General features: G+C 73.2%; 19 protein-coding genes. 4 read left to right on the top strand and 15 right to left on the bottom strand.

Features of this window, described 5'->3' with window-relative positions; all coding sequences use genetic code 11:
• Positions 1-294: 294 nt before the first annotated feature.
• Positions 295-1,191: a DUF4097 family beta strand repeat-containing protein gene (locus NYF13_RS28420; protein ID WP_315660918.1), complete on the top strand. Its 897-nt coding sequence runs from the start codon at positions 295-297 to the stop codon at positions 1,189-1,191.
• Positions 1,192-1,439: 248 nt separating this feature from the next.
• Here the strand turns inward: NYF13_RS28420 and NYF13_RS28415 are convergent, their stop codons facing one another.
• Positions 1,440-2,654, bottom strand: coding sequence for a DNA glycosylase AlkZ-like family protein (locus NYF13_RS28415; RefSeq protein ID WP_315660916.1), 1,215 nt, complete (start codon positions 2,652-2,654; stop codon positions 1,440-1,442).
• Positions 2,655-2,716: 62 nt separating this feature from the next.
• Here NYF13_RS28415 and NYF13_RS28410 point away from each other — a divergent pair, with 62 nt between their 5' ends.
• Entirely contained in the window at positions 2,717-3,271 is a 555-nt protein-coding gene (locus tag NYF13_RS28410; RefSeq protein ID WP_315660914.1) for a GNAT family N-acetyltransferase, read from the top strand.
• Here the strand turns inward: NYF13_RS28410 and NYF13_RS28405 are convergent.
• Entirely contained in the window at positions 3,248-3,733 is a 486-nt protein-coding gene (locus NYF13_RS28405; protein WP_315660912.1) for a GtrA family protein, read from the bottom strand. The two genes, NYF13_RS28410 and NYF13_RS28405, sit on opposite strands and share 24 nt — an antisense overlap.
• A gap of 181 nt (positions 3,734-3,914) precedes the next feature.
• Between NYF13_RS28405 and NYF13_RS28400 the strand changes: the two genes are divergently transcribed.
• Positions 3,915-4,439: a hypothetical protein gene (locus NYF13_RS28400; RefSeq protein ID WP_315660911.1), complete on the top strand. Its 525-nt coding sequence runs from the start codon at positions 3,915-3,917 to the stop codon at positions 4,437-4,439.
• 57 nt (positions 4,440-4,496) lie between these two features.
• On the opposite strand, the gene NYF13_RS28395 is transcribed toward NYF13_RS28400, so the two are convergent.
• From NYF13_RS28395 to NYF13_RS28335, 13 genes are all read right to left on the bottom strand, one after another.
• Positions 4,497-4,943 carry a hypothetical protein gene (locus NYF13_RS28395; protein WP_315660909.1) on the bottom strand — a complete coding sequence of 149 codons (447 nt, stop codon included), beginning with the start codon at positions 4,941-4,943 and terminating at the stop codon, positions 4,497-4,499.
• Positions 4,940-5,689: a 4-hydroxy-tetrahydrodipicolinate reductase gene (dapB, locus tag NYF13_RS28390; protein WP_315660907.1), complete on the bottom strand. Its 750-nt coding sequence runs from the start codon at positions 5,687-5,689 to the stop codon at positions 4,940-4,942. The genes NYF13_RS28395 and dapB overlap by 4 nt, the downstream gene beginning before the upstream one ends.
• Positions 5,686-7,050 (bottom strand): pitrilysin family protein, encoded by a 1,365-nt coding sequence (locus NYF13_RS28385; RefSeq protein ID WP_315660905.1) that lies wholly within the window; start codon positions 7,048-7,050, stop codon positions 5,686-5,688. The genes dapB and NYF13_RS28385 overlap by 4 nt, the downstream gene beginning before the upstream one ends.
• A 97-nt stretch (positions 7,051-7,147) precedes the next feature.
• Positions 7,148-9,397, bottom strand: a complete 2,250-nt coding sequence (locus tag NYF13_RS28380; RefSeq protein WP_315660903.1) for a polyribonucleotide nucleotidyltransferase — start codon at positions 9,395-9,397, stop codon at positions 7,148-7,150.
• Between the two features lie 233 nt (positions 9,398-9,630).
• Complete coding sequence (gene rpsO, locus NYF13_RS28375) at positions 9,631-9,900, bottom strand: 30S ribosomal protein S15 (protein WP_091616679.1); 270 nt, start codon at positions 9,898-9,900, stop codon at positions 9,631-9,633.
• Between the two features lie 131 nt (positions 9,901-10,031).
• On the bottom strand, positions 10,032-10,511 hold the full coding sequence (locus NYF13_RS28370) for a 2'-5' RNA ligase family protein (protein WP_315660898.1): 480 nt from the start codon (positions 10,509-10,511) through the stop codon (positions 10,032-10,034).
• A gap of 4 nt (positions 10,512-10,515) precedes the next feature.
• Complete coding sequence (locus NYF13_RS28365; RefSeq protein ID WP_315660896.1) at positions 10,516-10,989, bottom strand: helix-turn-helix transcriptional regulator; 474 nt, start codon at positions 10,987-10,989, stop codon at positions 10,516-10,518.
• Between the two features lie 126 nt (positions 10,990-11,115).
• Positions 11,116-12,084, bottom strand: a complete 969-nt coding sequence (locus tag NYF13_RS28360; protein WP_315660894.1) for a bifunctional riboflavin kinase/FAD synthetase — start codon at positions 12,082-12,084, stop codon at positions 11,116-11,118.
• A gap of 43 nt (positions 12,085-12,127) precedes the next feature.
• Positions 12,128-13,042 (bottom strand): tRNA pseudouridine(55) synthase TruB, encoded by a 915-nt coding sequence (gene truB / locus NYF13_RS28355; RefSeq protein WP_315660893.1) that lies wholly within the window; start codon positions 13,040-13,042, stop codon positions 12,128-12,130.
• Positions 13,043-13,728: 686 nt separating this feature from the next.
• A complete protein-coding gene (locus NYF13_RS28350) occupies positions 13,729-15,057 on the bottom strand; it encodes an MFS transporter (RefSeq protein WP_315660891.1) in 1,329 nt (442 codons plus the stop codon).
• A gap of 187 nt (positions 15,058-15,244) precedes the next feature.
• Entirely contained in the window at positions 15,245-16,057 is an 813-nt protein-coding gene (locus NYF13_RS28345) for a PhzF family phenazine biosynthesis protein (protein ID WP_315660889.1), read from the bottom strand.
• A 698-nt stretch (positions 16,058-16,755) separates the two neighbouring features.
• Entirely contained in the window at positions 16,756-18,105 is a 1,350-nt protein-coding gene (locus NYF13_RS28340; protein WP_315660887.1) for an MATE family efflux transporter, read from the bottom strand.
• A gap of 355 nt (positions 18,106-18,460) precedes the next feature.
• Complete coding sequence (locus NYF13_RS28335) at positions 18,461-19,471, bottom strand: DHH family phosphoesterase (RefSeq protein WP_315660885.1); 1,011 nt, start codon at positions 19,469-19,471, stop codon at positions 18,461-18,463.
• Positions 19,472-19,496: 25 nt separating this feature from the next.
• Between NYF13_RS28335 and NYF13_RS28330 the strand changes: the two genes are divergently transcribed.
• Entirely contained in the window at positions 19,497-20,534 is a 1,038-nt protein-coding gene (locus NYF13_RS28330) for an SAM-dependent methyltransferase (protein ID WP_315660884.1), read from the top strand.
• Positions 20,535-20,536: the final 2 nt, after the last annotated feature.

Below are 20,536 nucleotides of genomic sequence, written 5' to 3'. Positions count from 1 at the left end.
ACCACCATGACCGGGGGCACGGCTTCGAGCGGCGGGGCATCCGGCGGTGCGGCTCCGAGTGCCGGGGCCTCCAGCGGCCCGGCTTCCCGCGGCCCGGCTTCCCGCGACGGGGCTTCGAGTGCCGGGGCTTCCGGAGGCGGGGCTTCGAACACCGGGGCCGAACCGGAGGGTGCGGCCGGGGCGCGTGAGGGCGGGGAAACCGGCCGGGCGGCCGGGAGCGAGGCTGGCGCAGGAGGGGCTGGCGCGGAAGGGGCTGGTGCGAAAGGCGGGACGGCCGCGGACCCGGGGCGCCCGGTGGGTGATTCGTCCGCGACCGCGCGGTCGCGGGAGTTCGACGCGGACGGGCCGCTGGAGCTGGACGTCGGGGTCACCATCGGGCGGGTCGAGCTGGTGCTCGACCGCGCGTCGGGGGCAAGGGTGGAGCTGCGGCACGACGCGGGTGAGCAGCCGCCGTGGGTCAGTGGGGTGTCGAACCTGCTGTCGTGGGTCGGGGAGCGGTTCGGGGACCAGCTGGGCGTCGACCCGGGTGGGTCGGCCGCCGACGCGGTGCAGCAGGCACGGGTCGAGAAGACGGGCAACCGGCTCGTGGTCCGGGCGCCGAAGGCGTGGCAGCTGCGCAACGTGCCGCTGTCGGTCACGGTGCACGCCCCGTCCGGGTCTCATGTGGAGGTTCGCGCGGGGGCGGCGGACGTCACGGTGACCGGTTCCGCGGGCCGGGCCGACATCCTCACCGGATCGGGCGAAGTGTCCCTGGAGCGGGCCGACGGCTCGGCCATCGTGCGCACCGGCACCGGCGGTGTGAAGCTCGGCCCGACCCTGGCCGGATTACAGCTGCGCACCGGCAGCGGTTCGGTGGAGGCGGCTTCGGTGGCGGGTTCGGCGACCCTGGCCACGGGCACGGGTGACGTCTGGCTGGGCGCGGTCGCGGGCGACGTGCTGGCCCGTACCGGCAGCGGCGACCTCTCGGTCGCCGACGCGGCGTCCGGCTCGCTCGAGCTGACCACCGGCTCGGGCGAGGTCCGGATCGGCATCCGCGGCGGCGTCGCGGCCGAGGTGGAGCTGGCCTCCGCCGCGGGCCGGGTGTCCAGCGAGCTGGACGTCTCCGACACACCACCGGCAACCGGCGCGGCCCTGCGCATCCGCGCCCGCACCGGCACCGGCAACGCGGTCGTCACCCGCGCGGCCGGCTGAAAGGGGGAGGCGGCGGGCCGTCCGGGGAACACCGGGCGGCCCGCCGCTTCGTGCGCGCAGCGATGAGGACGCGGGGTGTTCAGGTCCGGGGCGGTGCGGGCGCATAAGGTTTCAGAATCACAGGGTCACGAACACGATCAGACCCACATCGTTGCGGCGCAAAGGTTTCCGCTCACCTGGACAGCAAAAACGGTGCCAAGAAACGCTTTTGAGGTCACGCAGCGGTGCCGGGGGACCCAGCCCAGCCGTCAGCCCACCTCCCGCCGCAGGGCCGCCGCCAGATCGCCCCGCTCCCCCACCTCGACCCGGTCCAGGCCCAGCCAGGAAGCCATCTGCTTCAGCTCCCCCGCCAGCTCCGCGGCCACCCGCGCCGAATCCACCTCCGGTTCGGCGAAAGCGCCCGGCACTCGCAGGACGCCGGCCACCCGGTCGGACTTCAGGTCCACGCGGGCCGACAGCGCGCCGTCGAGCAGGAACGGGAACACGTAGTACCCGTGCACCCGCTTGGCTTCCGGCACGTAGATCTCGATGCGGTAGCGGAAGCCGAACAGCCGCTCGGTGCGGCCCCGCTCCCAGATCAGCGGGTCGAACGGGCACAGCAGGGCCCGGCCGGTCACCGTGCGCGGGGTGCGGGCGTCCTGGTGGCGGTAGGCCACCCCGCGCCAGCCCCGGACGCCCACCGGCTCCAGCGTGCCTGCCTCGACCAGCTCGCCGACGGCTTGGCGGGTCACGTCCGGGCCCAGCCGGTAGTAGTCGCGCAGGTCGGTTTCGGTGGCGATGCCCAGGGCGCGGGCCGAGCGGTCGATCAGGCCGCGCGCGCCCTCGGCCACGCTCACCTGCCGGGCCAGGATCTCCGGCGGCACCACCCGCTCGGTCAGGTCGTAGCGCCGCTCGAACGACTGCCGGGTGCCCGTGCTCAGCCGCCCGAGCCCGAACAGGTACTCGCACGCCTTCTTCACCACCGAGCGCTCCCACCACGCCCCCGGCCCACGGCCCACCACCTCGGACTCCAGCATCTTCTCGATCCCGCCGGCGCTGATCGGCCCGTGCTCCTCGACCACCGCCAGCACGTCTTCCAGCAGGCCCGGCACGGTGTCGATGTCCCTGGTGTAGTGGCGCCACCAGCCGTCGCGCTTCGCGCCGGAGCGCAGCAGCGGCCAGTCCTCCACCGGGAGCAGGCTGGCCTCGTGCGCCCACGACTCCACCAGCAGCCGGGGCCGGCGTGCGCTGTGCGACCACGCGGCCTCGTCCACCAGCGCCGGTTCGTAGGCGCCCAGGCGCGAGAACACCGGCATGTAGTGCGCGCGCACGGCGACGTTCACCGAATCCAGCTGCAGCAGCTGGACCCGCGAGAGCACCTTGGCCAGGTGCCGGCGGGTGGGGGTCGTGGCGGGGCGGGGCTCGGCGAACCCCTGGGCGGCCAGCGCCGTGCGCCGGGCGACCGGAAGGCTGATCGTCTGCATGATCCCGCCATGGTGCCAGCCACCCCCGACAGTTTCCGGCGGGCGACGGGTAGATTGCCCGCGTGAGTGCCGCCGAAGTCCGTCCCGCGTCCCCGTCCGACGCCGCCGAGATCGCCCGGATCCAGCGGCTGACCTGGCGGGCGGCCTACACCGGCCTGCTGGGCGCCGAGGCCATCGACGAGCTCGACGCCGCCGACCTCGAAGGCACCTGGACCGAGACGATCGAGTTCCCCGGTTCCCTGGTCTTCCTGGCCGTCGAAGGCGAGTTCACCGTCGGCTACTGCGTGGCCGGACCGGCACCGGAGCAGGAGGCCGCGGCCGCCGACGGCACCGCCCCCGAGGACACCACCGGGCTGATCGCGGCGCTGGTGGTGGAGCCGCGCTGGGGCCGCCGCGGACACGCTGGGCGCCTGCTCGCCACCACCGCCGCCGCGCTCCGGGAAACCGGCGTCGACCGCGGCATCACCTGGGTCGCGCAGTCCGACCACGCCACCCTCGGCTTCTACCGCCGGGCCGGCTGGGCCCCCGACGGCACCGTCCGCACCCTCGACACCGGCCGCGGCATGCTGCGCGAGGTTCGGCTCACCGGCACGCTACGGCTGGAGCTCACGCACTGACCGCTCGCGCGGCGCGAACACCACCCAGCGCAGCACGCAGTACATGAACACGCCCTCACACGCGCCCGCCACCAGCCGCGACAGGTGGTATTCGACGCCCAGCGCGGTCAGCCCGGTCCCCACGCCGAGCAGGAACGCCGCGTAGTTGACGCCGACCGCCACCGCGTAGCGCACGGCCTGACGGCCGACCGGTGCGTGCGAGCGGAAGTTCAGCGCGCGGTTCAGCACGAAGCTCAACCCGAACGCCACCACGTAGGACAGGCTGATGGCCAGCCACACCGGCCAGCCGAGCCCGCCGTGCAGCAGCGTCAGCAGGAGCAGGTCGACGCCGAAGGTGAAGCCGTTGATCACCGCGAAGCCGAGGAAGCTCGGCGCCACGAGCCGGGACAGGCCGAACGGCAGCACCCGCACGACCGCCGCGCAGGCACCGGCGAAGCGATCGGCGGAACGCGCGTCGGTCACGCCGTCAGACTGGCAGCGCCAGGTGACCGCAGCCCCACGTCCACATGGCCTTCCGGTGTCCGCCACCGCCGCGATTGGGGGGTTAACCCCCGTGACCTTTTCGTGACGGCTGCTAGCTTGGGATGACCGGGATCACTCGGACGGGATCACTCGGACGGGATCACTCAGGAGGGGAGGCACGATGGGCTGGCTGCTGATCACCTTCGCGGTCGCGTTCGGCTCGGCCATCGTGCCGGTGGTGAACGCCGAGCTGTTCGTGCTCGGCCTGTGCGCGAGCCAGCACAGCCCGCACTGGCTGTGGCTGGGCGCGGCCGTGGCGGCCGGCCAGATCGCCGGGAAGCTGCTGTACTTCCTGGCCGCGCGCGGCAGCATCAAGCTGCCGGACTTCCTGCACGAGCGGCTGCACCGGGTCCGCCTGCGCCCGCCGAGCGAGCGCCGGGAGCGCTGGCTCCAGCGGACGAAAGCCCTGCGGGCCAAGGTCGAAACCCTGCGTGAGCGCTGCCGCCGCCACCCGAACTGGATGGCCGGCACCTACGGGGTCAGCTCGCTGGTCGGGCTGCCGCCGTTCATGGCCACCAGCGTGCTGGCCGGGATGGTGCGGATGCGGATGAGCACGTTCCTGGCCGCCGGGCTCGCCGGGCGCTGGGTGCGGTTCAGCCTGCTCGCCGCTTCACCCGCGCTGTTCGCCGGCTGGCTGCACGGCTGATCGGATGTACGAGCGCCTGGGAAGGTGATCCCGGGTCTCCGGCCGGTCTGGTTTCCTTCAGCGGTCGGCGGATTCCAGGTCGACGGCCTTGCGCATGGTCGCCCGGGCCCGGCGGCGGTCGCCCGCGACGTCGTAGGCATAGGCCAGGCGGTACCAGGCGCGCCAGTCGCCGGAGTTCTGCTCGACCTCGGCGCGGCGGCCCTCGAACCACGCGTCGGCGGCGTCGCGGTCGACCCGGCCGGACGGGCGGCGCGGCAGGTCCGACACGTCGGGCAGGCCGCCCTCCTCGTCCAGCCGCCGGGAGAGCCGCTGGATCTGGACGCCGGAGCGCCAGGTCACCACGATGATCCACACGCCGAGCAGCGGGAGCAGGAACACGCCGACGCCGAGCGCGACACCGGCCGGGGAACCGGTGGCGAACAACGCCACCGCCCGGTCGGCCAGCAGCACCAGGTACACCACCAGCGCCGCGGTCAGCAGCAGCGCGACGTTGCGGGCCCTCACAGGTCGAGCACGTTCTCCAGGCCGACCGTGAGGCCGGGCCGCGAAACCACGGAGCGCACGCCGAGCAGCACCCCGGGCATGAACGAGGTCCGGTCGAGCGAATCGTGCCGGATGGTCAGGGTCTCCCCCTCGCCGCCGAACAGGATCTCCTCGTGCGCCACCAGCCCGGGCAGCCGCACCGAGTGCACCGGCACGTCCTCGACCCGCGCGCCGCGGGCCCCGTCCAGTTCGGCCGTGGTCGCGTCCGAGCCCGGCTCGAGCCCGGCGGCCCGCCGCGCGGCACCGATCATCCGCGCGGTGTGCGAGGCGGTGCCGGACGGCGCGTCGGCCTTGCGGTTGTGGTGCAGCTCGATGATCTCCGCGGACTGGTAGAACCTCGCCGCCTGGGCCGCGAAGCGCATCGCCAGCACCGCGCCGAGCGCGAAGTTCGGCGCGATCAGCACACCGAGGGAAGGCTTCGGCTCCAGCAGCGAACGCAGCCGGCCCAGCCGCTGCTCGCTGAAGCCGGTGGTGCCGACCACCGCGTGCAGATCGTGCTCCACCAGGTACTTCAGATTGTCCATGACGGCATCGGGGTGGGTGAAGTCGACGACCGCGGCGGCCTCGGCCAGCGGCGCGAAGTCCTCACCCGCGTCGAGCGCCGCCACCAGCTCCAGATCGGGTGCGCCCTCGACGGCGGCGACCACCGCCTGTCCCATGCGGCCGCGCGCGCCCAGCACGCCGACGCGGATCGGGGACTCGGTCATGACGCGATCACCTCGTGCAGGTCGTCCGGCAGGTCGTCGGCGTGAGCGTACGGCCCCACCACCGCGGCGGCCGACACGCCACCGGGGCGGCGCAGCAGAGTGCGAGCGAGGGCACACACCTGCTCGGTGGTGACCGCGTCGATCCGCGCGATGGTGTCGTCCACGCCCAGGTAGTGGGCGTAGTTCAGCTCGTTCTTGCCGATGCGCGACATGCGCGAGGCCGTGTCCTCCAGGCCCAGCACCAGCCCGCCGCGCAACTGGCCCTTGGCCCGGGACACCTCGGCCTCGCTGAGCCCGTCGGCCGCGACCTGGTCGAGCACCTCGCGGATCACGCCCGCGACCTCTCCCAGCTTCTCCGGCTGGCAGCCCGCGTACACGGCCATGTGGCCGGTGTCGGCGTAGCTGGCGACCGAGGAGTACACCTGGTAGGCGAGCCCGCGCCGTTCCCGGATCTCCTGGAACAGCCGGGAGCTCATGCCGCCGCCGAGCGCCGCGTTCAGCACCGACAGCGAGAACCGCCGTTCGTCGTGGCGCGACAACGATTTCAGGCCCAGCATCACCTGCGCCTGCTCGGTGTCGTCGGTGTGCAGCGCCAGCTTCGGCACGGTGTGGATGCGCGCGCGGCCCGACCGCGGCGGCACCGGGGTGCCCGCGCCGTTCAGCCGGTCGCGCAAAGCCTTGCGGGCCAGGCGAAGCACCTGGGCGTGCTCGATGTTGCCCGCCACCGCCAGCACCATCCGCGGCATGGTGTAGCGGCGCCGGTAGAACCCGCGCAACGCGGCCGGCGCCATCTCGGTGATGGACTGCTCGGTGCCCAGCACCGGCCGGCCCAGCGGGTGGTCGCCGAGGATCGCGCCGACGAAGGTCTCGTGCAGCAGGTCTTCGGGATCGTCGTCGCGCATGGCGATCTCTTCGAGCACCACGCTGCGCTCGGTGTCCATGTCCCGGTCGGCGCAGAGCGCCTCGAACACCACGTCGGTGACCAGGTCCACGGCCAGCGGCAGGTCCGCGTCGAGCACCTGCGCGTAGTAGCAGGTGTGCTCCTTGGCCGTGAACGCGTTGAACTCACCGCCGACCGCGTCGATCTCCTCGGCGATCTGCGTGGCGTCGCGGTTGGCCGTGCCCTTGAACAGCAGGTGCTCCAGGTAGTGCGCGGCCCCGGCGACGGCCGTCGGCTCGTCCCGCGAGCCCACGCCCACCCAGAGCCCGACCGTGGCCGAGCGCGAGGCCGGGACGTGTTCGGTGATCACCCGCAGCCCGCCGGGGAGCACGCTGCGCCTGACCACCGCACCATCCGAAGTGGACTCGAGCGTGCGGGTGCTGCCGACGGGCTGCTCGTGCCCGGAAACCTGCCGTGCCATGGGTTCCTTACTCACATGCCGTGAAGGCCCCCTTACCGCGCGGGTAAGGAGGCCTCCAAGGACAACTGCTTCCGCTGCGCACCGCGGCGAAGCGGACTTACTGGGCGTCGGCCGTCTCGGCCGGGGCGTCGGCGGCGGGAGCCGCGTCCGCGGTCTCGTCTTCCTTGACCACGATCAGGCTGATCTTGCCGCGGTTGTCGATGTCGGCGATCTCGACGCGGAGCTTGTCGCCCACGTTGACCACGTCCTCGACCTTGTTGATCCGCTTGCCGTTGCCCAGCTTGGAGATGTGCACCAGGCCGTCCTTGCCCGGCAGCAGCGAGACGAACGCGCCGAACGCGGCCGTCTTCACCACGGTGCCGAGGAAGCGCTCGCCGACCTTGGGCAGCTGCGGGTTGGCGATGGCGTTGATCAGGTCGATCGCCGCCTCCGCCGACGGGCCGTCGGCCGCGCCCACGTAGATCGTGCCGTCGTCCTCGATCGAGATGTCGGCACCGGTCTGCTCGGTGATCGAGTTGATCATCTTGCCCTTCGGGCCGATGACCTCGCCGATCTTGTCCACCGGGATCTTCACGCTGGTGACGCGCGGCGAGTACGGGCTCATCTCGTCCGGGCCGTCGATCGCCTCGGCGATGACCTCCAGGATGGTGAGCCGGGCGTCCTTCGCCTGCTTCAGCGCGGCCGCGAGGACCTCCGACGGGATGCCGTCGAGCTTGGTGTCGAGCTGCAGCGCGGTGATGATGTCCTTGGTGCCGGCGACCTTGAAGTCCATGTCGCCCATGGCGTCCTCGGCGCCGAGGATGTCGGTCAGCGCGACGTAGCGGGTCTCGCCGTCCACTTCGTCCGAGATCAGGCCCATCGCGATGCCCGCGACCGGCGCCTTCAGCGGCACGCCGGCGTTGTACAGGCCCATGGTGGACGCGCAGACCGAGCCCATCGAGGTCGAGCCGTTGGAGCCCAGCGCCTCGGAGACCTGGCGGATCGCGTACGGGAACTCGTCCCGCTTCGGCAGCACCGGCACCAGGGCGCGCTCGGCGAGCATGCCGTGGCCGATCTCGCGGCGCTTCGGCGAGCCGACGCGGCCGGTCTCACCGGTGGAGAAGGGCGGGAAGTTGTAGTGGTGCAGGTAGCGCTTGTGCGTCTCCGGGGAGAGCGAGTCGATCTGCTGCTCCATGCGGAGCATGTTCAGCGTGGTGACGCCCAGGATCTGGGTCTCGCCGCGCTCGAACAGCGCCGAGCCGTGCGCCCGCGGGATCACCGCGACCTCGGCCGAGAGCGAGCGGATGTCGGTCAGCCCGCGACCGTCCATCCGGATCTTGTCGGTGAGCACGCGCTGGCGCATGATCTTCTTCGACAGCGCCTTGAACGCGGCGCCGATCTCCTTGTCGCGGCCCTCGAAGGCTTCGCCTTCGCCGAGGCCGACCTTGGCCAGCACGGCCGCCTTGACCTCGTCGGTCGCGGCGTCGCGGTCCTGCTTGCCGGCGATCTGCAGGGCCTTGGCCAGGTCGTCGGTCGCGATCGCGGCGACGGCCTCGTAGATGTCCTGCTCGTAGGCCAGGAAGACCGGGAACTCACCGGTCGGCTTGGCGGCGTCCGCGGCCAGGCGCTGCTGCGCCTCGCACAGGACCTTGATGAACGGCTTGGCCGCCTCGAGGCCCTCGGCGACCGAGACCTCGTCCGGCGCCTTGGAGCCCGCGGCGATCAGGTCGAGCGTCTGCTCGGTGCCCTCCGCCTCGACCATCATGATCGCCACGTCGTCGCCGACGATCCGGCCGGCCACCACCATGTTGAAGGTGGCCTTCTCCAGCTGCGACCAGGTCGGGAACGCGACCCACTGGTCCTCGATCAGCGCGACGCGGACGCCGCCGACCGGACCGGAGAACGGCAGCCCGGCGATCTGGGTCGAGGCCGAGGCGGCGTTGATCGCGAGCACGTCGTACGGGTCGTCCGGGTTGAGGCTCTGGACGGTGATGACGACCTGGATCTCGTTGCGCAGCCCGTCGGCGAAGGACGGGCGCAGCGGCCGGTCGATCAGGCGGCAGGTGAGGATCGCGTCGGTCGACGGGCGGCCCTCGCGGCGGAAGAACGCGCCGGGGATGCGGCCCGCGGCGTACATGCGCTCTTCGACGTCCACGGTCAGGGGGAAGAAGTCGAAGTGCTCCTTCGGGTGCTTCGACGCCGTGGTGGCGGAAAGCAGCATGGTCTCTTCGTCGAGGTACGCGACCACGGCGCCGGCGGCCTGCTTGGCCAGGCGGCCCGTCTCGAAGCGGACGGTGCGGGTGCCGAAACGGCCGTTGTCGATCACGGCTTCGGTCTCGTGCACGGTGACTCCGGTGGAGTCGGTCATAGGGTGTATCTCCTCTTTAGTTCCTTCGTACGGCGCGAGTCTCCCATCCTGGGACCCGTTTCGCCTGAGGACGCTCGAGGAGTGAGGCCGGTCTTCGATCGAAGCCCCCGGGCCGTGGGCCCGGGAACCACTACCGAGGACCGGCGGACGGTTCCTCCAGCGCGCTCGCGCCGCCTGTGGGTGGTGCCAGACCGAGGGGGAGCGACCGGTGGTCACTCCCCCTCGGGTCGAAGCTATCGGCGCAGGCCGAGGCGCTTGATCAGCTCCCGGTACCGCGCCACGTCCACCTTCTCCGTGTAGTTCAGCAGCCGGCGGCGACGGCCGACCAGCAGCAGGAGGCCACGACGGGAGTGGTGGTCGTGCTTGTGCTCCTTGAGGTGCTCGGTGAGCCCGACGATGCGCTTGGTCAGCAGCGCGACCTGCGCCTCCGGGGATCCGGTGTCCGAGTCGTGCAAGCCGTACTCGGCCAGGATCGTCTTCTTCTCATCGGTGGACAGTGCCACTGGGGTAACTCCTCATGTTCATCAGTGCCGTGGAGCCCGCACCGCGCTGCGCGGCCGGATAGCCGGTCTCGGCCGCCACGGACTGCAGCCGGACCCGATCATCGAGGTTACCAGCCGCGTGATCAGCGGCTTCACGCGCGGTGCAGGGGGAACGCCGCGACCTCGCGGTACCGGCCGCCGCCGCTCGCCATCAGCACCACGCGGCCGGCGGACCACGGGCTTCCGGCGAACCCGGCGAGCCGCGCCGGCCACTCCCCCGGACCGCGGTCCGGCGGGAACCGGGCCAGCGTCAGGTGCGGGCGGTACGGCCTCGCAGCCCCGGCCCCCGCGGCTTCGGCCAGCTCGGCCAACCCGGCCCCGCCCGCTGCCAGCCACAGGACGCCCGGAAAGGTTCCCGCGGCGCCGAGCCGGACCTCGACCGGCGGCCGCCCGGCCAGCGCCTCCCGCAGGAAGGCGACGCGTTCGGCCGGATCGGCTTCGCCGTAGAACGCGAGCGTGACGTGCCAGCCCCCGGGCTCGGACCAGCGCAGCCCCGGCCCGCCCTCGCCGAGCGCTGCGGCCACCTCGGCGGCCACTTCGGCCGGCGGCCGCAGTGCGGAGAACAGCCGCACCGCGCTACTGGCCCGACCCGGCGCGGCGCAGCAGGTCGGCGATCGCCGGGAAGTCTTCGTCGAGGCGCTTGGCCGCCTCGGCCAGGTCTTCATCCTCGGCCAGCTCGCGCAATGCGGCGAGCACGGTCTTGTCGTCCGAGCCGAGCGGGATGTTGTCCCGGCCGACCGTGGGCCGGGCGTCGCGCACGTCCTCCAGGGCCGCCTGCATCGCGTCGCGGTTGCCCGCCGCGACCTCGGGCACGAGGATCTTGCGCTCCAGCATGATCATCCGCGCCAGCACCACGGGGTTGCCGATCTTCGCGCGGCGCCCGCTCATCACCTGGCTGAGCATCGGCGCGCTGATGCCGAGCACCTCGGCGAGGAACGCCTGGGACACGTCGAAGGCCACCACCAGCCTGCGCACACGGTCACCGAGCGGCTCCCCGTACCACTCCCGCTGCAGCGCCACGTTCCGCTGAACGATCTTGTGGTCCTCCACCCGTTCCGCTCCCCTAACCCCGCGTCGTCCGGTACCGCCGGTGAGTATCTTGCCACCGGCCGGGCCGCGCGGTGGGCGGAACTGCCCTTTCCACCCCGCGAGCCGCCCCGGCCAGGGGAACCGGTGTCAGTCTCCGGTGGCCAGCTCCCGCCGGGTGCGGTCCACGTCCTCGTCGATCTGCGTGACCAGGTCCGCCGACCGGGTGAAGCGCACCTGGTCACGCAACCGGGTGACGAAGTCGAGCGCCACGTGCTGGCCGTAGAAGTCCTCGTCCACGTCGAGCACGAACGCCTCGACGGTGCGCTCACGGCCGGAGAAAGTCGGGTTCGTACCCACCGAGACGGCCGCGCGCTGCCGCCGCCCGGGGTCCGAGGAGCGGGTGAACCAGGCCGTGTACACCCCGTCCGCGGGTACGGCGGCGAACCGCGGCGTGGACAGGTTCGCCGTCGGGTAGCCGAGGTCGTGGCCCCGGCGCTCGCCGCGCACCACGATGCCCTCCAGCCGGTGCGGCCGGCCGAGCGCGTCGGCCGCCGCCACCACGTCGCCCGCGTCGATGCACGAGCGGATGTAGGTGGAGGAAAAGGTGATGTCGTTGGCCGCGCGGTCGCCTTCGGCGAGCGAACGGCCCTGGAGCTGGGCGCCGTAGGCGACGAAGCCGAAGCGCTGGCCGAGCTCGCGCAGCAGGGCGACGTCGCCCGCGGCCTTGTGCCCGAAGGTGAAGTTGTCGCCCACCACCACGGCCGCGGTGTGCAGCCGGTCCACCAGCACCTCGTGCACGAACTCGTGCGGGCTCAGCTTGGACAGCTCCAGGGTGAACGGCAGTACGGCCAACGCGTCGATGCCGAGCCCCTCGACCAGTTCGGCCTTGCGCCGCAAGGTGGTCAGCTGCGCGGGGTGGCTGCCCGGGCGCAGCACCTCGGACGGGTGCGGGTCGAAGGTCAGCAGCACGCCCGGCAGTCCGCGCTCGGCCGCGGCCGCCACCGTGCGCGCGATCAGCGCCTGGTGCCCGCGGTGCACGCCGTCGAACACGCCGATGGTGACCACGCACCGTCCCCAGCCGCCCGGGAGGTCCCCCAGGCCACGCCACCGCTGCACTGTCCTCAACCCTCCCCGCGCCGGTCTCCGCTCCGGGCCCAGCCTAGGCGGGGAGCAGGACCACCACCGACCGGGCCACACCCTCGGTGTCGGCGGCCAGCGCGAGTACGCGGCCGTCCGGACCGAACAGCCCGTAGGTACCCTGGATGCCCGCCGCCGGGATGTGCCGGCCGTACCGGACGGCGCGCGCGGCGGCCTCGTCGAGCTCGTGGCGCGGGAACGCGGCGGCGACGGCCGCGTCGAGGTCCAGCGAAAGCTCCGGCTGCTGTTCGAGCTGGTCGAGCGTGCGCGCCTTGGCCAGGGTGAACGGCCCGACGGTGGTGCGCCGCAGCGCCATCAGGTGACCGCCGGTGCCGAGCGCGGCGCCGAGGTCACGGGCCAGCGCGCGGACGTAGGTGCCGGAGGAGCACTCGACCACGGCGTCCAGCTCGATCCGGTCGCCCTCGCGGCGGGTGGCCAGCCGGTCGAAGCGGAAGACGGTGACCGGCCGCGGTGGCAGGACGACCTCCTCCCCGGCGCGCACGCGGGCGTACGCGCGCTTGCCGTCCACCTTCACCGCGCTGACCGCGCTGGGCACCTGCTGGATGTCGCCGCTGAGCGCGGCGATCCCGGCGGCGATCCGCTCGTCGGTCACCTTCTCGACGGCGCCGGGCCCGGCTTCGGTGAGCGTCTCGCCCTCGGCGTCGTCGGTCGTGGTGGAGCGGCCGAGGGTCAGCGTGGCCAGGTAGGTCTTGCGGTCGAGGGCGAGGTGGCCGAGCAGCTTGGTGGCCCGCTCGATCCCCAGCACGAGCACCCCGGTCGCCATCGGGTCGAGCGTGCCGGCGTGGCCGACCTTGCGGGTGCCCATGATCCGCCGGGCCCGCGCGACCACGTCGTGCGAGGTCATCCCGGCCGGCTTGTCGACGATGAGCAGACCGGGCGGCGGAGCGGGGCGGCGCGGTTCCTTCGGGCGAGACACGGGCGAAACTGTATCCAGACGGGGGGAAGCGGCCTGCGGGCAGGACCGGCGCCGAGGTCTGGGGCGGACGCTGTCGAGGACGGGCGGGTGTGTGCGGTGGTGGGGTTTACGGGGTCGGTGGGATGCGTGAGGCAGGTGGGGTGCGTGGGATCGGTGGGGTTGGGTCGGAGGGGTAAGTGGGGTGCGTGAGGCAGGTGAGGTGCGTGGGATCGGCGGGGTTGGGGTCGGAGGGGTCGGCCGGGGTTGGGGGGACCAGCGAAGTGCTTGGGGGATGCAGGACGCGAGGGCCCAGCGGGCTTGCCGGGCCAGGGGGGCTTGCCGGGCCAGGCGCGGTTAGCCCGGCCCGGCGGGTTTGCCGGGCCGGGCGCGGTCGATCAGGTGGGGTCGGCCGGATCGGTGGGGCTGGGGGTCTGCGGGATCGACCGGGGTTTGCGGGCCTGGCGAGGAGACTGGGGCGCGAGGGATGCGAGGGCCCGGTGGGTTGACGGGCCGGTGGATTGACGGGTCGGAGGTTTGCCGGGCCAGGCGCGGCGGGCCAGGCCCAGTGGGGTTCGCCGGGCCTGGTGGGGTTCGCCGAGCCTGGTGGGGTTCGCCGAGCCTGGTGGGGTTCGCCGAGCCTGGTGCGGTTGGCCGGACCCGGTGGGTTTGCCGGGCCGGGTGCGGTCGGTCAGGCCGGGCCGGGTCGGTCAGGCGGCGACGGTCGTGGTGGTGGCGGTGCTTTCGGTGGCGGCGTCCCAGGGGCGGCGGCGGATGCGGACCGGCACGACCTCGCCGCGGGCTTCGGCCGCGAGCAGGTGCGCGCGGGCCCGCCGCCACCACACCAGCATGCGGGCCGTGCCCAGGGCGAGCACGGCCACGACGGCCAGCAGCGCCAGGCGGAAGTTCCCGCCCGTCCACTGCAGCAGCACGCCGACGGCCAGCGCGGCGATGGTGGTGGCGACGAAGCCGCCGACGTTCACCACGCCGGTCGCGGTGCCGACGCGCTCCATCGGGTTGTAGTCGCGGGCGAGCGCGAAGCCGATCATCGAGGCCGGACCGCCCAGCGCCAGGAACGCGAACGCGGGGATGAGCACCCCCATCGGCACCGGCCCGCTCCAGCCGAGCAGCACCGACCAGACCAGCGCGGCGCCCCCGAGGTATCCGCCGACCAGCGGCATCCGCAGCGACGGGCGGCGGCCGATCAGCGTGCCCAGCAACGGTCCGCCGGCCATCGAACCGAAGACGAACACGGTCAGCAGCGCACTCGCCGTCGCGGTCGGCAGACCCTGGCCCTGCACCAGGAACGGCACGCCCCACAGCAGCGTCAGCACGTTGGGCGCGAACATGGTGGTGAAGTGCACCCAGAAGCCCAGCCGGGTGCCCGGGACCCGCCAGACCGTGCGGACCTGGTGACCCAGCTCGGCCGCGCGCACCGGCCGGCGCACCGGCTCGGGCACGCCGAGCGGGGTGTCGCGCACCCGCAGCAGGACGGGAATCGTGTACAGCAGGGTGATCGCGCCGACGGCGAGGAAGGTGACCGTCCATCCTGGACCATCGAGCAGCAGCGTCAGCGGGACGGTGGCGGCGAGGTTGCCGACGTAGCCGATCGCGGCGGTGAACGAGGTGAGCAGCGCGTACTGCCGCCCCGGGAAGTGCGCCGCGATGAGCCTCAGCACGCTGACGAACGTCAGCGCGTCGCCCAGCCCGAGCACTGCGCGCGCGAGGAGGCCGACCCCGTAGGTGCCGGCGACGCCCAGCAGGACCTGGCCGAGCCCGAGGATGAGCACGGCGGCGGTGAGCACCCGCCGCGGCCCGTACCGGTCGACCAGCACGCCGGTGGGAATCTGCATCGCCGCGTAGACCCCGACCTGCAGCACGGTGAACGTGCCGAGCGCGGCCGAGCCGACGCCGAACCGCTCCGCCGCCTGCAACCCGGCGACGCCGAACGAGGTGCGGTGGAACACGGCCAGCAGGTAGACCGTGACCGCGGTGAGCCAGATGAGCCAGGACCGGACGGTGGCGCGGCCGGGCGACAAGGGTTCCTCCAGGAGGTAGCCGGGGGTCGGGGCCGATCACGCGCGGCCGGTGATCGGGGAAGACGCCGACACTGCCGCCTCGACCGTTGTATCGCCTCGACCAGCTCGGACCATAGCCGTCACCTGGGTGGTCTTCGCCACAGCGGCCGGTGGGCGGCCCCGGCCCCGGGGCGGTCAGGGGCGGCGGTCAGAGCAGGCGGACCGAGCCGGTGATGCCGATGACCGTGTGGCCGCCGGTCCAGATGTCGGCGCCGAGGCGTTCGACGTGGACCCGGCCGCGGCGGTGGAGGTTGGTGCCCTGGGCGGCGACGTAGGAGTCCGGGGCCTGCCCGGTGCCGATGAGCCACTGCCCGATCGCGGCGTTGAGGCTGCCGGTCACGGGATCCTCGACCGGGCCGGAGAACGCGCGGACCTCGTACGCGGCTTCGCAGCCGGGCGGGTGGGGGCCGACGACACCGACGTTGCCGATCCCGGGTTCCGGGCTGAGCGAGAGCACCGTTTCGGCGTCCTTGAGCAGCAAGGCGATCCAGCCGGGCCCGTTGTCGGCCCACTGGGCGCCGACGACGTCCTCGTCCGCCACGTGCAGGGCGCGCTTCACCTGTTCGAGGTCGGCCGCGTCGACGTCACCACCACGGATCAACGGCGGCGCGGCGAACGCGAGCCGCTCGCCCGTACACCGCACCCGCACCAGCCCGGACTCGCATTCCTGGATCAGGTGCCCGCCTTTCGGCACCCCGCCGGCCTCGAGCCACGCCCGCGCGGACCCGAGCGTCGGATGTCCGGCGAAGGGCAATTCGCCCTCGGTGGTGAAGATCCGCACCCGGTAGTCGGCATCCGCGTGCCTCGGCGGCAGCAGGAACGTCGTCTCGCTGAGATTGGTCCACCGGGCGAAGGCGGCCATCTGCTCGTCGGTGAGGCATTCGGCGCCGTGCACCACGGCGAGGGGGTTGCCGAGCAGGAACTCGCCGGTGAAGACGTCGACCTGGTGGAAGGGCAGCATGCGCCCACCCTGGCACCGGACCGGGGCCCGCAGGCCAGCGGGTTCCGGCACCGGGGCCGGGACGGGGTTGGCGGGTGGCAGCGGTGGGGCGGCGAGGTCCGGCACCTGGGTAGGCACGGTTGCTGGGGTCGAAAGCCGGGGTGCGGCAGCGGCGGGGAAGGCCCAGACCAGGTGCGGGGCCAGCGGGCCCCGGTCCCGGGACCCGGAGCGGGTAAGGGCTCGGCACCGGGACGGCCGGTCGCGGGCCAGGTGCGAGGCCAGCCGGGGCCCAGTCTTCGACCGGGTTCCTGGCTAGGAGAACCCGGGCTGGCCGGACTTGGAAGTAGCCGAACCCGGAAGTGGCCGGACCCGGAAGTGGCCGGACCCGGAGGTGGCCGGGCTCGGAGATAGCAGGGCTTGCAGGCAATTGGGCCCGCAGGCAGCCGGACTCGGCAGAAGGCGGCAGGCCCCGATTCGGGCCAGGACCGGATGGCTGGTTGGTCAGGCTCGAGATAGCCGGACTCTCAGGCGACCGGGCCCGCAGGCGACAGGACTCGGCAGCGGGACGGCAGGCTTAGGGCCGGGGCCGGGGGCCGGGAGTGGTGGCGGGCGGCGGGGGCGGGGGCCGGGAGTGGTGGCGGGCGGCGGGGCGCGGCGAAGGGGCGGGGTCAGCGGCGGGGCGGGGTCGGGTTGGCCGGGGCCGGGGCGGGCGGGGAGGGTCAGCGCACGGCGCCCGCTACCGCCCAGTGGCCGGAGCGCCAGCGGGCCAGCACGGCGGCCAGGCGCAGCACCATGAACAGCGACAGGCCGACCCAGATTCCGGTCAGGCCCCAGCCCAGGGCCAGGGCCAGCCAGATCAGCGGCAGGAACCCGGTGGCGGCGCTGGCCAGGGTCGCGGTGCGGAGGAAGGCGGCGTCGCCCGCGCCGAGCAGGACGCCGTCCAGGGCGAAGACGACGCCGGCGATGGGTTGCAGGGCCACGAAGAACCACCAGGCGTGCGGGATTTGGCCCAGCACGCCGGGGTCCGAGGTGAACGCGTGCGGCAGGGTGGTGGACAGGGCGGCGAACAGCACGCACAGGAAGCAGCCCAGCACCAGCCCGTACGCGACGATCTGCGAGGCCACCCCCCGCGCCTGCCGCACGGCCCCGCGGCCCAGAGCGGCGCCGACCAGTGACTGCGCGGCGATCGCCACGGAGTCCAGGACCAGGGACAGGAACGTCCACAGTTGCAGCACGACCTGGTGCGCGCCGACCGCTGCGGTGGACGTGCGGGCCGCGACCGCCGCCGCGGACACGAAGCAGGCTTGGAAGGCCAGGCTGCGCAGCACCAGATCCCGGCCGAGGGTGAGCTGCGCGCGCATCACGCCGAAGTCCGGGCGCAGCGGCACGCGCTCGCGAGCCAGCGCGATCAGGAACATCGACGCGGAGACCACCTGGGCCACCACGTTCGCGATGGCCGAGCCCTCCAGGCCGAGGTCGGCGCCGTAGACCAGCAGCGGGCACAGCACGGCCGAGATTCCGTTGCCCGCCAGCACGTAGCGCAACGGGCGGGCCGCGTCCTGCACTCCGCGCATCCAGCCGTTGCCGGCCATGGTGACCAGGATCAGCGGCGCGCCGAACAGCGCGATCCGCAGCCACGACACGGCGGCGCCGGCGACTTCGCCGCTGCCGGACAGGGCGCGGGCGACCGGCTCCGCGAGCAACTGCCCGGCCACCAGCAGCACGAGCCCGACGAGGATCGCCAGCCAGGTGGCCTGTACGCCCTCGCTGACCGCCTCGGTCCGCCGGCCGGCGCCGTGCAGCCGCGCGGTGCGCGAGGTGGTGCCGTAGGACAGGAAGGTCAGCTGCGTGGAGATCTGCGACAGCACCACCCCGCCGAGCGCCAGCCCGGCCAGCGGCAACGCGCCGAGGTGCCCGACCACGGCGGTGTCCACCAGCACGTACAGCGGCTCCGCGGCCAGCACCCCGAGCGCGGGCAGGGCGAGGCCGAGCACCCGGCGCGCGGGGATGCGGTCGCCGGGGCCGGCCTTCAGCGCCGGATCCGCCGAGGGCCCAGCTCCTGAAGACACCGCTGGAGACACGACTGCGGACACGGTTTCGGACGGCCGGGCTTCCGGTGGCGGGGATCCCGGCGTCGGGGCTTTTTCGGACACCTCCGGAGGGTAACCACCGGCACCGACACTTTCGGCTCGGTCGCCCGGGATCGCTGCTCACCCGGCGGAAACTCCACCGATCACCACGTCCGGCGGATGACCGGTTGCGGCGGGAAGCGAGCCGGAGCACACCGTCGACAGTGGACCCCAGAAGCTCCGGGCAGAACGGCAGCGAGCAGCTCGACGACGCCGTTTCCCAGTGCGCGCTTCGCCTCACGCGGGACTTCGGCGCGAGCGCAGTCCTGGACGAACGGGACCGGTTCAGGCCCCTCTACCCCTCGGCGCCCAGCAGCGGCGCCCGTTCCAACGCCGCCCGCAGGCCCGCGAGCACCTCCTCCGAAGTGCCCGGCACCGTGCAGCCGGCGGCCCTGCGGTGCCCGCCCCCGCCGAACTCCGAGGCGACCGCCGACACGTCGACGCCGCCCGCCGAGCGCAGCGAAACGTTCCACAGCGCAGGACCCGTCTGCTTCAGCACCGCCGCCACACCCGCCTCGCGCGTCGCGCGCACCACGTCGATGACGGACTCGACCTCTTCGCCTCGCACGGTCTCGGCCGCGGCCGACCGGACCACGGCGTGCACGAATCCGAAGCCCTGCGCGGCTTCCGGCTCCAGCCGGGCCTCGGCCAGCACCTCGGCCAGCATCGGCAGCCAGGCGAACGGGTGGTCGTCGACGATCCGCCGGGCCACCTCCGCCGGGTCGACGCCCGCTTCCAGCAGCCGCGCCGCGATCCGGTGCGTCTCGGGGCTCGCCCGCCGGAATCCGCTGGTGTCGGTGACGATCCCGGCGTACAGGCAGCGCGCGACCGGCTCGTCGATCGGCGCGCCCATCGCCTCCAGGATCCGCGTGACCAGGACCGCGGTCGCCTCCGCGCGCTCGTCCACCACGTGGTGGGTGCCGTAGCGGGCGTTGGTCGCGTGGTGGTCGACGACCAGCACGTCGCCACCGGCCGCGCGGACGGCGTCGACCCGCGCCCCGAGCCGTCCCAGCCGCGCGGGGGTCGGGGTGTCCAGCGCGACCAGCAGCCGGTCGGTTTCGGGCAGGGCGTCGGCCCTGGTCAGCAGGCCGCCGTCGTCGAGCCAGCGCAGCGTCTCGGGAGCCTCATCGGGCTCGCCGAACGACACCCGCACGTCGGCCCCGCGCTGCTGCAGCACCCGGCCGAGGGCGAGTGCGCTGCCGAGCGCGTCCGCGTCCGGGTTCACGTGACCGAGCAAGGTCACGTCGGTGGCCGCGGCCAGCAGCCGGGCCGCGGTCTCGATGTCCTGCGCCGAAGTAGCTGTCACAGTGCGTCACGCTACGCTCTGCGGGATGCCTGAGTACGTGATCCTCGTGCACCCGTCCGCCAACCGGGTCTACGCCGCCTCGTCGCCCGCCCTGCTGCGCGCCGAGCTGGCGGTGTTCGGCGCGGCCGGGCTGGCGGCCGGGCTGACCGAGGTGGAGGAGGTGGAGCTGGGCGGGGTCGGCTACGTCAAGTTCACCAGCCCTTCCCCGCTCACCGCGGACGACCTCGCGCTGCTGTCCAACCTCTCCTCGCTGTACGCGCTGTTCGAGCTCGGCGAGGGGGTGCTGCGCCCGGTCACCGTGACGCCGCTGGCCAAGACGGACTCGGACCTGCTCACCATCCAGAAGTACCCGGGCAAGACCAACGAGCAGTTCACCAAGCTGCTGCTCAACATCACGCTGCTGGCCACCGACGTGCCGGCCGCGTGGCCGAGCCGCCCGCTGCGCCTGCTCGACCCGCTGTGCGGCCGCGGCACCACGCTCAACCAGGCCATGATGTACGGCTTCGACGCCACCGGCCTCGACGTGGACGGCAAGGACTTCGAGGCCTACGAAGCCTTCCTCAAGACCTGGCTGCGGAACAAGCGCGTGAAGCACACCGCCGACTCGGGACCGTTGCGGCGCAACAAGATCCGGCTCGGACGGCGGCTCGCCGTCGAGTACGCCTTCGACAAGGACGCCTACCGCTCCGGCGAGACGCGCCAGCTCACCTTCTTCAACGCCGACACCCTCACCGCCGACGAACTGCTGCGCCCGGCGTCGGTGGACATCGTCGTCACGGACGCCCCGTACGGCGTGCAGCACGGCAGCCACCGTGAGGCCGGTCTCACCCGCAGCCCGCGCGACCTCCTGGCCGCCGCCGTTCCGGTGTGGACGCGCGTGCTGCGGCCGGGCGGCGCCCTCGGGATCTCCTGGAACACCCACGTGCTGCCCCGCAAAGAGCTGGTCGCGGTGCTGAAGCGGGCTGGGCTGGAGGTCCGCGAGGGCGGCCCGTACGAGCAGTTCGCGCACCGCGTGGACCAGGCCATCGTGCGTGACCTCGTGGTGGCCGCGAAACCGGCCTGAAG

The organism is Amycolatopsis sp. PS_44_ISF1 (genome assembly GCF_032335455.1).
Classification (GTDB): domain Bacteria; phylum Actinomycetota; class Actinomycetes; order Mycobacteriales; family Pseudonocardiaceae; genus Amycolatopsis.
This window is presented reverse-complemented; position numbering and strand designations above follow the sequence as displayed.